Source organism: Microcystis sp. M144S2, assembly GCF_020246065.1.
GTDB classification, from domain to species: Bacteria; Cyanobacteriota; Cyanobacteriia; order Cyanobacteriales; family Microcystaceae; genus Microcystis; species Microcystis ichthyoblabe_A.
Genome location: NZ_JADBTR010000131.1, coordinates 1 through 13635 on the forward strand (window position 1 = coordinate 1; position 13635 = coordinate 13635).

At 45.6% G+C, this 13635-nt stretch carries 11 protein-coding genes; 2 read left to right on the forward strand and 9 right to left on the reverse strand.

The annotated features are described in order from the left end of the window. Window positions 1–171: 171 nt before the first annotated feature. The 9 genes from IM462_RS15220 to IM462_RS15260 all read right to left on the reverse strand — a co-directional run bounded on the left by IM462_RS15220 (window position 172) and on the right by IM462_RS15260 (window position 10869). Window positions 172–1236: a glycosyltransferase family 4 protein gene (locus IM462_RS15220; protein WP_002761684.1), complete on the reverse strand. Its 1065-nt coding sequence runs from the start codon at window positions 1234–1236 to the stop codon at window positions 172–174. Window positions 1237–1314: 78 nt separating this feature from the next. Then, a complete protein-coding gene (gene glyA, locus IM462_RS15225) occupies window positions 1315–2598 on the reverse strand; it encodes a serine hydroxymethyltransferase (protein WP_271953797.1) in 1284 nt (427 codons plus the stop codon). A gap of 759 nt (window positions 2599–3357) precedes the next feature. After that, the gene (ppc, locus tag IM462_RS15230) at window positions 3358–6414 is read right to left on the reverse strand and encodes a phosphoenolpyruvate carboxylase (protein ID WP_287715348.1); all 3057 of its coding nucleotides are present in this window, start codon (window positions 6412–6414) and stop codon (window positions 3358–3360) included. A 288-nt stretch (window positions 6415–6702) separates the two neighbouring features. Then, the gene (locus IM462_RS15235; RefSeq protein WP_104398011.1) at window positions 6703–6891 is read right to left on the reverse strand and encodes a hypothetical protein; all 189 of its coding nucleotides are present in this window, start codon (window positions 6889–6891) and stop codon (window positions 6703–6705) included. Between the two features lie 8 nt (window positions 6892–6899). Continuing rightward, entirely contained in the window at window positions 6900–7175 is a 276-nt protein-coding gene (gene minE, locus IM462_RS15240) for a cell division topological specificity factor MinE (protein WP_002732811.1), read from the reverse strand. A 29-nt stretch (window positions 7176–7204) separates the two neighbouring features. Further along, window positions 7205–8005, reverse strand: coding sequence for a septum site-determining protein MinD (gene minD, locus IM462_RS15245; protein WP_287700031.1), 801 nt, complete (start codon window positions 8003–8005; stop codon window positions 7205–7207). A gap of 173 nt (window positions 8006–8178) precedes the next feature. Next, window positions 8179–9006: a septum site-determining protein MinC gene (gene minC, locus IM462_RS15250; protein WP_287700034.1), complete on the reverse strand. Its 828-nt coding sequence runs from the start codon at window positions 9004–9006 to the stop codon at window positions 8179–8181. A 12-nt stretch (window positions 9007–9018) separates the two neighbouring features. Beyond that, window positions 9019–9369, reverse strand: a complete 351-nt coding sequence (locus IM462_RS15255) for a hypothetical protein (protein WP_103112913.1) — start codon at window positions 9367–9369, stop codon at window positions 9019–9021. 180 nt (window positions 9370–9549) lie between these two features. Then, window positions 9550–10869, reverse strand: coding sequence for a four-carbon acid sugar kinase family protein (locus IM462_RS15260; RefSeq protein ID WP_287700032.1), 1320 nt, complete (start codon window positions 10867–10869; stop codon window positions 9550–9552). A gap of 150 nt (window positions 10870–11019) precedes the next feature. Between IM462_RS15260 and lpxA the strand changes: the two genes are divergently transcribed. Further along, entirely contained in the window at window positions 11020–11856 is an 837-nt protein-coding gene (gene lpxA / locus IM462_RS15265) for an acyl-ACP--UDP-N-acetylglucosamine O-acyltransferase (RefSeq protein WP_079210261.1), read from the forward strand. Between the two features lie 251 nt (window positions 11857–12107). Further along, window positions 12108–13310, forward strand: coding sequence for a lipid-A-disaccharide synthase (lpxB, locus tag IM462_RS15270; RefSeq protein WP_287700033.1), 1203 nt, complete (start codon window positions 12108–12110; stop codon window positions 13308–13310). Window positions 13311–13635 lie beyond the last annotated feature (325 nt).

A 13635-nucleotide genomic window follows, 5' to 3' on the forward strand; every position in this document is an offset into this window, starting at 1 on the left:
AAACTATCAACAACTTATGCTTGTAAAGCTTGTACAATAGGGCTTTGAGTTTTTGTTAGATTGATATTTATCAACTTTAGAGCATTGCTGGACAGAGAGGGAGCTTGGGGAATTTTCTACAGTGTAAGTTCGGAAGAACCATTATTAATCCTTTTTCTAGTTTAAGACGGCTTACGGTTCACTGCCACGATTGCGCCAGACTTGCCAACCGACGTAACCGAGGAGGAGAGTCGCACCAAAGGCAAAACCCCAACCACTGGGAACATTGGAGAAACCGAGGGCTAAACTGCCCACCCAGAGAGTTAGGGCGTAGATAAATAATACTGTCAGACGGTGAGAGATACCCGCTTTCAGTAAACGATGGTGTAAATGACGTTTATCAGCCACAAAAGGGGATTTTCCGCGTTTGAGACGGGAAATAATCACCGTGGACATATCGAGGAGAGGAACCGCAAGGATGAGATAGGGTAATAGGACGGCGGTAACGGCAACAGTAGTCACAGCAGTGGTTTTAGCCAATCCAATCACCGCCACACCCGCCAGGGTAAAACCCATAAAATAGGCCCCACCATCCCCCATAAAAATTTGGGCGGGGTTAAAATTGTAACGCAGAAAACCCAGGGCTCCACCCGCCAAAGCGGCGGCGATAATAGCGGCGGCCGGTTGTCCCATCACCAAAGTTACAATCAAAATCACCACGGCAGATATACCCGAAACCCCCGCCGCTAATCCATCTAAACCGTCAATCCAGTTAATTGCGTTAGCCATCCCCACTAACCAGAGGAGAGTAACTGGTAAACTTAGCCAATGAATTTGTAATAAATCGCCGAAGGGAATAGAGAGGAAATCGATCCTAACGCCAGCTTGCCAAGCTAGAAAAGCGACGCTAAACTGCATTACCAGACGATTGAGGGGCGAAAGATTAAAAAGATCATCCGCTAGACCGATGAGGAAAAAGCCCAAACCGCCTAGGGTTACGCCCCACACTTCCCATTCTCGATCGCTGTTTAAACCGGCAAACCCTCCCAACCACCAAACAATCAGGAGGGCAGTTAAAGCACCGACAAAAATCGAAACTCCCCCCAGTCGAACCATAGGCTTTTCATGGACCTTCCTTTCGTTGGGTTTATCGACGTAACCGCTTTTCAGTCCGACGGTTCTGACGAGGGGGGTACTCCAAAGTACCACGGTATGGGCGATCAGAAAAGCAATTAGATAGTATAAATCTCCGGACATGGGAATTGGGGGGCGATTTAATTCACAATTGGCCACTGACAGGCAATCGCCAATTATGAACTTTTATTATCTCTCTTTTTAGGCCAAGGCGGGGACGGAAATATGGAGATGGGGATAGAGGGGGAAGCTTTCACAGAGTTTCGCTACCCGTTGACGGCAAGCAGTTCTCAGGGCTTCATCCCCTGGATTAAGGAGAATATCGGCGATAATGTTGCCAATCTCGATAAATTCCGTTTCTCCTAGTCCTCTGGTGGTCATAGCCGGGGAACCCAAGCGCAGACCACTGGTAACAAAGGGAGACTCGGGATCGAAGGGAACAGTGTTTTTATTAGCGGTAATATTAATGGTACTCACCAAGCGATCGGCCTCTTTCCCGGTCATGCCCACGGATCTTAAATCGAGTAACATCAAGTGATTATCCGTACCATCAGTGACAATTTTAATCCCTCTAGCCTTCAACTGACCGGCCAAAGCTTGGGCATTAGCGATTACTTGGCCCGAATAGATTTTAAACTCCGGTTTCAATGCTTCCCCAAAAGCCACCGCTTTCGCTGCAATCACGTGTTCTAGGGGACCGCCTTGGGTACCGGGGAAGACGGATTTATCGAATTTTTTGCCTAATTCCTCGTCTTTGGTCATAATTAAACCCCCCCTAGGACCGCGCAGGGTTTTGTGAGTGGTGGTAGTGACCACATCACAGTGGGGTAGGGGGTTAGGATGATGACCGGTGGCCACTAAACCGGCAATATGGGCGATATCTGCCATCAGGTAGGCCCCCACTTCGTCAGCGATGGCGCGGAATTTCTCGAAATCAATCTGGCGCGAATAGGCAGAATAACCGCAGATAATTAGTTTTGGTTTTTCTTTGCGGGCGATGTCAAGGATGAGATCGTAGTCCAGGCGTTCGCTTTCGGGACTTACTCCGTACTGTACTACTCGGAACCATTTTCCGGAAACGTTAACGGGGGAACCGTGGGTAAGATGACCACCGTGGGAGAGATCCATGCCCATAATCGTATCGCCTGGCTGCAAGAGGGTCAGGAAAACGGCGAAATTAGCTTGGGCGCCGGAGTGGGGTTGTACGTTAGCGTGGTTTGCCCCAAATAGTCGTTTAACCCGATCGATCGCTAATTGTTCCGCTTCGTCAATGTATTCGCAACCGCCATAGTAGCGTTTTTTTGGCAGTCCTTCCGCGTATTTGTTGGTTAAAACCGAACCCTGGGCGGCCATGACGGCAGCCGAGGTAAAGTTTTCACTAGCGATTAATTCTAGGTGATCTCTTTGACGTTGCAGTTCTTTTTGCAGAATCCCTGCGATCGCTGGATCCGTCAGGGATAGTATATCTAAGTTCGTATCAGTCACGGTTACTCGATCCTTTTTTTTGACAATTTACCTGTAATCCTTGGGTCACTTTCTCCATTTTGGCACAATCTCTAATCTTCCGACACACCGGTGAGCTTAATTGCCTCTCTTCGGAAGCGATGGTCAATTGTCCACTGTTAGCGGTAAAATATTCATTTTTAGTCCATAAGTGATAGTAAGTAGGTAGGCGTTAAAAATTATCAGACACCCCCCTTATCAAGGGGGAATTAAAGGGGGGACTAAGGGGGGATCGGCACCCCCCTTATCAAGGGGGGCAGGGGGGATCGAACCTAAAATCCATTTTTAATTTAATTATAACCAGCTACTTAATATTAGCCAATAGAACCCCCCCAAAGCTTGGATTGAGTGATAAAATCGGAAGTAATGCCCAATTTTAGCGGTGATTTTCCCTTTAAAAATAACAACTCAGTAGAAGTTCTACAAAAAGTTGACAAATCACAAAAATGGGGTGGATTACCTTCAAGACAATCCCCCCGAAAACTACCATTAATTAGGGTTGGCTGAATAAATCTAAAAACCTTGTTGGGTAACATTTTTAGACTTTTTTCCCCTCAAAAAGTGCCAGCCATTGCGGGTATCGGAGGGAAATTTCAAGGACTTTTTCCCTGAAAATTAGGTGGTTGACCCCCTCAAAATCCCTACACCCTACACCCTACACCCGTTCGGCTGAGCTCACGGCCGAAGCCCACACCCTGCCCCCACCAATACACTTTTTCAGCACACCCTAATTATCTGTAATCAACCGGTATTTCTCATCCCTGCGGCAATACCATTAATCGTCATTAAAGCGCCCCTTAATAACTCCTCTTTAGAATAGCGGAAATGAATCACACCGGATTGAGCTTGACTATTGTATTGACGTAAACGCTTCAGGAGAGACACCTGTAGGAAACCGAGGGGAACGATCGAACCGTTGCGTAACTGCACCGAGCGCTGTAAATTCGGATCATTATCCAATAAATGTTTCTCGCCGGTGATCTGGAGAACAATCTCGCTAGTGCGATTATATTCCTCTTTGATCCTTTCAAACAGACGTTGAAAACGTTCTCGATCTTCCTGTTTAGAAAGTTCACTGACGTAGTGATAGGCCATCTGTAGATCCACCTTTGATAGAGTCATTTCTGCCTTAGAAATCACCATCTGGAAGAAAGGCCACTTGTGATAAAAATGGCGTAACAATTCCAAATTTCTGCTAGGAGAATCATCGAGAAACATCTGTAAAGCTGTCCCTAAACCATACCAAGCCGGTAAAAGAAAACGAGTTTGCGTCCAACTAAACACCCAGGGAATTGCCCGCAGGGTACTTAAATCCTGTTGACCACTTTTCCGGCGGGCCGGTCGGGAACTAATCTGTAAAAGACTAATTTCAGGAATGGGAGTCACGGACAGAAAGAAGTCTAAAAAGTCCGGTTCTTCATAAATCAAACTGCGATAGGTTTGCCGTGAACAGGTGGCCAAGTCCTCCATGATGCGATTCCAGGGTTCGAGATCATCAAAACCACTGCCCAGTAAACTTGCCTGTATGACTGCCGTTACGGCCGTTTCGAGGTTATACAAGGCCAATTCTGGTAAAGAGTATTTCGAGGCTAAAACCTCGCCTTGTTCGGTGATTTTAATGCGACCGTTAATAGTTCCCCGGGGTTGGGCGAGGATAGCGGCGTAGGCCGGACCCCCACCGCGACCGACGGAACCGCCCCGGCCATGAAAAAGACGTAGATCCACGCCGTATTGTTTAGCGGTTTTTTGTAAAGCCTTCTGGGCCTTATGAATTTCCCAATTACTGCTTAAAAAGCCAGAATCCTTATTACTATCGGAGTAACCCACCATAATCTCCTGTAAATTACTCGGTTCGAGGATGGCAGGTTCCGGGGCCACTTCCTCCCTGTTTAAAGCCGCTAAATGGTCGTAACCGCCGGCTAGGGCTGCCCGATAGAGGGGCAATTCAAACAAAGTCTGCATGATGCCGGGGGCGTGTTTGAGGTCATCGACGGTTTCAAAGAGGGGAACAATGCGGAGGGAACTGCGGCTAGTGGCGGGGTCGTATAAACCAGCTTCTTGGGCTAATAACAGCACTTCTAGCACATCGCTGGCCTCGTTGGTCATGCTGATAATGTAGGTTTGGCAGATTTCCAGGCCAAATTCCCCTTGCAGACTTCTTAAAACTCGCAGGGTTTCAATGGTTTCGCAGGTTCTTTCCGAGAAGGGCATTTCCCGGGGAATTAGCGGCCGACGGGTTTTTAATTCCTCCACTAACCAGGCGATTTTTTCTGATTCGGTTAATTGACCGTAGGGTTTCGGTAAAACTCCCAGATATGCGGCGATTTCTTCGATACATTCGGCGTGACGGGTGGATTCTTGCCGAAAATCTAACTGAGTCAGGACAAAGCCAAAAATCTCCACTTGGGCGATCAGTTGATCCAGTTCTTGACAGGAAAGACCGGTTTGCAAGAGACTGCGCTTTAATAGCTGTAATTCGGCTAAAAACTCGGAACCGGAGCGATAGATGTTGGTTTCGTTGAGTTTAGTTAATAATTGTCGTTCTTCCGGGTCATTGAGGCGATCATTGCGATCACGGGTATTTTCCAGACGTTTTTGAATAAAGGCCAATTTGAGCCGATAGGGTTCCTGACGGTAGCGGATGGCTAACTGGCTATAGATTTCGGGCATTTGCTGTTTATCTCTGTCCAGGGAGTCCAGCAACTCCGGCAAGACGTGACACCAGTGCAGGGAGGCACTTAAAATACTGGTCAGGTCGCGAATAGCATCGAGATATTTTTTAATAACGAGATTGCGCTGATAACAGCAGGTTTTCCAGGTGACTTCGGGGGTAACGGAGGGATTGCCATCCCGATCCCCCCCCACCCAAGAACCGAAGCGACAGAAGTTATTTTTCGGCGCTTGTAAACGGGGAAAGGAGGATTGTAGGCTTTGCTGCAGACGCAGGGTTAACTGGGGTAGGGAATCGAAGAGAACCTCATCGAAGTAGTGGAGGGCGTAATCCACCTCATCGACGACGGTGGGTTTAAATTGGTGTAGTTCATCTGTTCGCCACCAGAAACGTATTTCTTCTTTTAACTGTTTGGTGACTGTTTGTGCTTCTCTGGAGTTAGTTAACCCCATACTGCGAAAGATTTCTTCTGCTTGGTCGAGTTTTTCGAGAATGCCCGAGATGCGGCGCTGTTTAATGCGAATGGTGTGACGGACAATTTCCGTGGGGTGGGCCGTGAAAACCAGACGGATATCTAACTGATCGAGAAGACGCTGGATTTCTTGGGGAGGGACGTTAACCTGTTTAAGATAGGGAAATAACCAGTGAAATAGTCCCGATTTTGGGCTGGAGTGATCGGACTCGTTCAGGGTTTTTTCCAGCCAATCAGCCCCGACAATGGTGGCTAAAAGGCTTTTTTGCGTTGGGTCAGCCTTGGGACTTTCGTTTTCTTCCCCGATCACCGTCCGTCGCAGTAGTTGCTGATCCCTTTGTTCGTAGTGTTGTTCGATTATATTTATTAACTGGAAATAGAGGGCAAAAGCCCGGGTAACTTTGATCGCTTCCCCCAGTTCCAAGTCTTCGATCATTTTGGCGATCGTTGCCTCCGCACTATCATCGGTCACTTGTCCTTCCTCAGAACAGAGATGGCGCAGTAATTCCAGTAAATCGACTAATTCTTGACCACATTCGGAGATCAAGACTTCTTTCCATAAATCTTCGATTAATTTCAGTCTTTGCTGCAGAAACAGGTTGGAAGTGCTGAAAATATCCTGTTCGGTTTCGGTTGAGGGGACAAGGACGCTCATAATTTCATTAATCAGTAATCAGTAATCAGTAAACAGTCATCAGTCATCAGTCATCAGTCATCAGTAAAAAGAAAGCTCAGAACTTGCCCCTTAATACTATTCACTGAAAACTCGAATCTGATCATTGATAACTGATAACCGACCACCGATAACTGATCTATCGGGATTAGTTCTTAGGGTTTGTCAAAAATGAGATTATATGCCAAAGAATCACATTTTTTCCTATTTTTAACAAAAACTTTACCATTATTGCCTCTTTTCAGGGGGCAAAAAGACTTTTTTCTTGGATTATCGGTCACTGTTGACCGGTAACTGATCGGGAATATTGAGAAGGGGCAAGCGATCGCCGCGAAACAATTCCTCACTTTCCTGGCCCAATTCAATTAACCAATGATTGAGGGACCGCAAGGCCAGATAGGAGAGAAGAAAGGGACTGACCGCTAGACTAAGCCAAAGCTCGCTCGGTTGAGTTTTCATGGCAATTTTTAGGTTAAAGGACGGCGTTTGATGCGACGAATCGGAAAATTAGCAATCAGGGCGGTAGTTCGTTGGTCACTTTCTAGGAGTAACTCGGTTTCCTCGGTGTCGATATCAAGATAACGACCGACCACTTCTAAGATTTCTTGACGCATCATATCGAGAATTTCGGGACTAAGATCGGCCCGATCATGGGCCAGAATAAGTTTTAAGCGTTTTTTAGCTTGGTCGCCACTTTTGCCCGAACCGCGCCATGCTAGAAGTTTATCGATCAGGTCATTCATAGTAGGTTAAGGGGTTGAGATGAGAGAGTTTAAGGCCCAAACAAGCGACGACGCAGACGGGTAAGAAAACCTTCCTGACCGGCCATTAAATCTAGAAACGGCACATCGCGACCCTGTAAACGTTGGGCAATATTTCTAAAGGCCATGGCGGGAAGGGAAGTCTTCTCCTCTAATACTAATGGTTCCCCTTTATTAGTGGAAATAATAATTCTTTGATCGTCGGGAATAATCCCCAACAGGGGAATTACCAAGAGGTCGAGAATATCCTCGACGCTGATCATCTGATTAAGTTGGATCATTTCTGGCCGCAGCCGGTTGACGATCAGACGGATACCTTTAATATCCTCGCTTTCTAGTAATCCCACCACGCGATCGGCATCTCTCACCGCCGACATTTCTGGGGTAGTAACGATGATCGCTTCCTGGGCAGCGGCGATCGCATTGCGAAAACCCATTTCAATTCCTGCCGGGCAATCAATCAATACATAATCATAACTTTTTGACAATTGGGCGACTAAATCCTTCATTTGCTCGGCAGTAATTGCCTCTTTGGTGCGATTTTGCGCCGCCGGTAATAGAACCAGATTTTCCTGTCTTTTATCCTTAACTAAAGCTTTATCAAGGCTACAATCTCCCGCCACCACATCGAGGGCAGTATAAACGATACGCTGTTCTAATCCTAACAATAAATCGAGATTTCTCAGTCCGAAATCGGCATCGACAAGGGCGACTCGACAGCCTAATTGAGATAAGGCTGAACCTAAGTTCGCCGTTACCGTCGTTTTACCAACTCCCCCCTTTCCCGATGTCACCACAATTACACGAGCCATAATTTATATCAGTTATCAGTTATCAGTTATCAGCTATCAGTTACCGGTTATCAGTTATCAGTTATCAGTTATCAGTTATTGGTTTGATAGAGTTTTTCATTTCAACGCAGTTAATCCCTATGTTTACTGGTCACTGAATCACTATTTACTGATCACTGTTTACTGGTCACTGATCACTTTTTTTCTACCCATCCCACTTTATCTTTAAAGGTGTAGGTTCTGGAAAAATTATAAGCCCCAATGATACGGATTCCTCCTTCGCTGATACAGGCAATTTCTGGTTCTATGCGATCGCTATTTAAAGCCGGGGCCCGTGCCACCAATTCCGCGATCCGCAGTTGAGTTAAATCGATTCGCAGAGCCATGATTAGCGCCGCTCGATCGCCGCGGAATCCGGCATGGGCCACACCGCGCAAACTCCCCCAAACTAATATATCGCCATCAGCGACGATTGATCCGCCGGGGTTGACATCGCCCATGATTATAACTGTACCCGGGTGACGGATTTCTACACCCGATCGCAGGGTGGTTTTTAAGTACAAAGGTTCGGCGAGGAGGGATTGCGGCGGTTGCTCATCCCCGAAAACCGTGGGATTCGCTTGCATTTGTTCGACATTGTAACCCATAGTTGCCGCTGCCACTGCGGTTTGTCTTCTTTGGGTTTGGATGGTGTGCAGGGGTAATTCGGCACTGTCTAAAATTGTGGCGATCGCTTGTAGTTGGCGCGTATCCATCAGGCGATTGTTGGCCCGTAGGTGTACTGGTGTTCTAGCGGGGCAGTTTTGGCCGCTATTACGGAGATAATATTTTAATCCTGTCAAGATATCTGTCCAATCCTGACTTGTCTCCCCAGTGCCGGTTTTGGGTAAAATTAGCACCAATTTCTCACCCTCGCTTTTTAGATGGATTTGGGCGTATCTCGACATTACCGAGGCTGATGGCTCAATTTTTTCGGTTTCTGAGTCGATTTCTTGATTTATTTCGGTTTCAGTTTCATCTATGGCCATAATTTTTTACTTAAACAAGACAAAGCGCAAAATAGCGATCAGCAAACCGACGGAAGCGGTAATCAGTGAACCGCCTAAAATGGTTATCAATGCCCAAATTTGATTTTTTTGACTGCCCTCGACTATTTTGAGGCGATTATCCATCCCTTCGACTCTTTCGGTTAATTTTGCCTGTCCTATCTCTAGGGATTTAACATCTTGCTTGATTTCCTTAATATCAGCTTTAATTTCGCCAATATCAGCCTTAATTTCGACGATACTATTCTCGATCGCCGTGAAACGAGTCTCGATCGCTTTTTGTCCGTTGATAATTAAGTCTTCTAGCCTTTGCAAGTCCGTATCGGCAACAGTTTTCATAAAAATTAACCAGCTATCAGTATAGATGTTTCTTTAATTATGAACCTTGAGCAGCCGGCAGCAGTGGGAATTAGGAATTAGGAATTAGGAATTATGAATTGGGGAGCTTTTTTCAGTAATCAGTGAACTGAAAACTCACATCTGCTCACTGCTCACTGATTACTGATTACTGATTGCCTCCTATTGGCACAAACGTTGATAAACTGTGGCCAAAGCTTGGACATCACCGACGTTACCCGGGAAAAGAACCACGGGTAAATTAGGAAAGAGATGATGATCGGCTGCTGTGCGAACCATGGAGACACCGGGGAGAATCTGACCGAGTAAACGGGCTGATTGCAGGCTTAAACCCGTACTTAAGACATCATTAGAGGTAATTCCGCCTTTACTGATTAAAAAACTGATATCACTGGGTAAACCCTTAACAATGTCCATTAACAGGGTGGAGACGGCAACCCCAAAATCAAGACGTTTCTGCACAGAAGCAAAGGTTAACTCTTGCCGACTGGTATAGATCACGGGGGTTTGTTTATTTTTGTGAATAAGCTTGACTTTTTCCAGAGCTTGTGCTAGGAGTTGCTCTCGTTGCTCAGGACGATCGCGCAATGCCGTCACATCGATTTCGACTCCGACGGTGTTGGGTTGTTGAAGCAGTTCATCTAATTGTTGGCTAGTTTTTTTGACGTGGGAACCGACGATAATTGCCCCGGCTTCCCCCGTGGGCTTATACTTACCCATAGATTCGGGTGCGATCGGTTGAGTTCCTAAATTAGCCAAAGAAGTTAAAATACTGGCGGCACTACGGAATAAAAATTTTTTTCCTTCCCCTGCGGCGGTTAAAATATCTTCAGCAAAGCGATCGAGATCCGCTTGAGTTTCCCCATCTACCACCCCACATTGATTATTTTTGAGCTTTTGCAGTCGTTCTAAACTACCTTGACGGATATCTGCCAGTAAAAATCTTTCCACATCATCTGCTTTAATTTTACCTTTCGTTTTCTCCTCCACATAATCCGGCAGATAACTATAGTGATAGGCAAAAACCGAATCGCGAGCGAATTCCGTCTCGTGGACGGGAGTGGGAACGCCATCGATGATTAAATAGTGAATACTATCGCGAGTGATTCTCCCCCCCTCAAAAAAGGCTGGAATCAGGAAATGTGCATCAAAACCGCCCAATTCTTCGGCAATAACATCAGTTTCGATCGGATAATGCCCGCGCAGGGTAGAATCGGAACGACTAACCACCAAAAAATCCTGGATTCCCTCTTTAGTTAAGGCAGTTTTCAGGTTATGACAGACTTCTCTGGTGACAGACTCGGCTTTTTCGGGGGTTAAAGCGCGAGTATTGGTCAAAACAAAGAAAATTGGCGCATTATCTGCCAATCCCAAGCGGAGAGTATCTTCATCCCACCGCATCAATAACAGACAACTATGGACTGTTTGGGAACCTGTCGGGTCGTCATCTAAGACTATAATTTTAGGTCTATTATTGCTCATATATTTTTTATCAGGATGGGAGGGACGAAGGAACCAAGAGAATCTGGTTAATAGTTTATCGGGTTCTGGTTCCCCATTAAAGTCGTACCCTCCCTAAGCAACCGCTATCAATCTTGATCACAATCTGTCCAATATAGGATAAGCTATACCATGATTCATACAGTGACGAAGTTGAGCGCGGGAGACTTCCCTTTGAATACGTTAATTCACCCCACTGCGGTTATCCATCCGTCGGCAAAACTTGCTTCCAAGGTTAAAGTTGGTCCCTATGCTGTGATCGGGGCCAATGTGGAAATTGAAGCTGATACAATTATTGATGCCCATGTGGTCATTGAGGGTCCGACCAAAATTGGCAAGGGTAATCATATTTTTTCCGGGGCTGTTATTGGTAATGAACCACAGGATTTAAAGTATAAAGGTGGCGAAAGTAGCGTAGAAATTGGTGATCATAACCAAATTCGCGAGTTTGTCACGATTAATCGCGCCACGGATACGGGAGAAGTTACCCAAATTGGCAGTAATAATTTATTAATGGCCTATGTTCACGTTGCCCATAATTGTATTTTGCAAGATAACATTATTATCGCTAATAGTGTCGCCTTGGCCGGTCATGTCCAGATCGAATCAAAAGCAGTTATCGGGGGGGTTTTAGGAGTACATCAATTTGTTCATATTGGCAAAATGGCCATGTTAGGAGGAATGAGTCGTATTGATCGCGATGTTCCCCCTTTTACTTTAGTAGAAGGCAATCCCTGTCGGGTGCGAACTCTTAATTTAGTCGGTTTACAAAGAGCAGGTTTTACCGATGAAGATCTAGCTTTACTGAAAAAAGCTTTTCGGATTATCTATCGTTCTAATATAAATCTTCAGGAGGCTTTAGAACAAGTTTCTCTCTTAACCGATAACCCCCATGTTCAACATCTCTGTCAATTTTTACAATCCTCTACCACGGGAGAAAAACGTCGCGGTTTAATTCCGGGGAAATAATTTATTGATTGAGGAACAGTCTGTGGGGTGTAGGGTGTGGGGTGTGGGCTTCGGCCGTGAGCTCAGCCGAACGGGTGTGGGGTGTAGGGTGTAGGGTGTGGGGTGTAGGGTGTGGGGTGTAGGGTGTAGGGTGATGGGGAAGTTGGGAAGTTGGGAAGAATAAATAAAAATAATCTCCTGAATCCTGAATCCTGTCTCCTGAATCCTGAATCCTGTCTCCTGAATTCTTTTATTATCAAATAATTATCCAAATGCGTATATTTATTAGTACGGGTGAGGTATCGGGTGATTTACAGGCAGCCATGCTGATTGAATCCCTTTTTAAACTAGCTAAAACCCAGGCAATTGAGTTAGAAATTTTTGCCTTAGGTGGCGATCGCATGGAGTTAGCCGGAGCAAAAATGTTGGGTAAAACCACTCGACTGGCTGCCATGGGATTAATTGAATCTATCCCCTTTATTTGGCCAACTTTACAACTACAAAAACGAGCAAAAGAGTTTTTTAGAGATAATCCCCCTGATATCATTATTTTAATTGATTATGTGGGGGCAAATGTGGCGATCGGTCAGTCGGCTAAAAAAATTATTCCCGATGTCCCAATTATTTATTATATTGCCCCACAGGTGTGGATTTGGTCGGAAGAAAATATCCCCTCAGCTAAACTAAGGGCCACAGCAGAAAAGTTATTTAATACGGAAAAATTAATCGCCGTCACGGATAAATTATTGGCAATTTTTCCCGCTGAAGCCCGTTTTTTTGAAACAAAAGGTGTACCAGTAACTTGGGTGGGACATCCTTTAGTTGATCGTATGGCCAATGCTCCCAATCGGCAAGAAATGCGGCAAAAATGGGCAATAAAACCCGAAGAAACGGTAATCGCTTTATTACCTGCTTCCCGTCAACAGGAGTTTAAATATCTCGTGCCGACGGTGTGCGCTGCTGCTAAAAAATTACAGGAAAAAATTCCCGATATTAAGTTTTTAATTCCCGTTCCCCTAGCTTTATACGAACCAAAAATGCGAGAATTAGTCGAGGAATATGGATTAAATGCGGTGATTATGGAACGAGATCAGACTTTAGAAGCGATTGCCGCGGCCGATCTGGCTGTGGCTAAGTCTGGTACAGTTAATCTCGAAATTGCTTTGTTAAACGTGCCGCAGGTGGTGGTTTACCGTTTAAGTGCAGTTACTGCTTGGATTGCCCGCAATATTATGAAGTTTTCTGTACCATTTGTCTCACCAGTAAATTTAGTTTTAATGCGAGAAATTGTTCCCGAATTATTACAAGAGGAAGCTAACCCAGAGAGAATTATGCAGGAATGTCTAGATTTATTATTAAATCAGCAACGTCGGCAAAAAATGTTAGATGAATACGCAGAAACTAAAGCCGGTTTAGGAACAGTAGGCAGTTGTGAGCGAGTGGCACAAGAGGTGTTTAAAATAGGCCTTTGTTAGGGTTGGGAGCCGGTCGTCAGGAGACAGGATTCAGGAGACAGGAGACAGGAGACAGCTTTTTTCTCCCCGCTCCCCAATTCATAATTCATAATTCATAATTCCTACACCCTACACCCCACGGCTGCATCCAACATTTGCAGAAATATCGACAATCAGCAATTATCAGTAACTCTGAAATTGGTACAAAAATATGAACAATCGCGTGTAAGCATCCCACCGAAAAGCTAATGCGCGGGGGGTTTGGGGGCGGCACTTCGACACGCTCAGTGACCGCGCCACGCCCCCAACGGGGGGTTTGGGGGGTAGAACCCCCCAAAAGCTTGGA

Excerpts from the sequence above, each read along its gene's own strand:
- IM462_RS15220 (WP_002761684.1), bottom strand. The coding sequence starts at position 1,236 with ATGTCCGGAGATTTATACTATCTAATTGCTTTTCTGATCGCCCATACC.
- ppc (WP_287715348.1), bottom strand. The coding sequence starts at position 6,414 with ATGAGCGTCCTTGTCCCCTCAACCGAAACCGAACAGGATATTTTCAGC.
- IM462_RS15235 (WP_104398011.1), bottom strand. The coding sequence starts at position 6,891 with ATGAAAACTCAACCGAGCGAGCTTTGGCTTAGTCTAGCGGTCAGTCCC.
- minE (WP_002732811.1), bottom strand. The coding sequence starts at position 7,175 with ATGAATGACCTGATCGATAAACTTCTAGCATGGCGCGGTTCGGGCAAA.
- minD (WP_287700031.1), bottom strand. The coding sequence starts at position 8,005 with ATGGCTCGTGTAATTGTGGTGACATCGGGAAAGGGGGGAGTTGGTAAA.
- IM462_RS15255 (WP_103112913.1), bottom strand. The coding sequence starts at position 9,369 with ATGAAAACTGTTGCCGATACGGACTTGCAAAGGCTAGAAGACTTAATT.
- IM462_RS15260 (WP_287700032.1), bottom strand. The coding sequence starts at position 10,869 with ATGAGCAATAATAGACCTAAAATTATAGTCTTAGATGACGACCCGACA.
- lpxA (WP_079210261.1), top strand. The coding sequence starts at position 11,020 with ATGATTCATACAGTGACGAAGTTGAGCGCGGGAGACTTCCCTTTGAAT.
- lpxB (WP_287700033.1), top strand. The coding sequence starts at position 12,108 with ATGCGTATATTTATTAGTACGGGTGAGGTATCGGGTGATTTACAGGCA.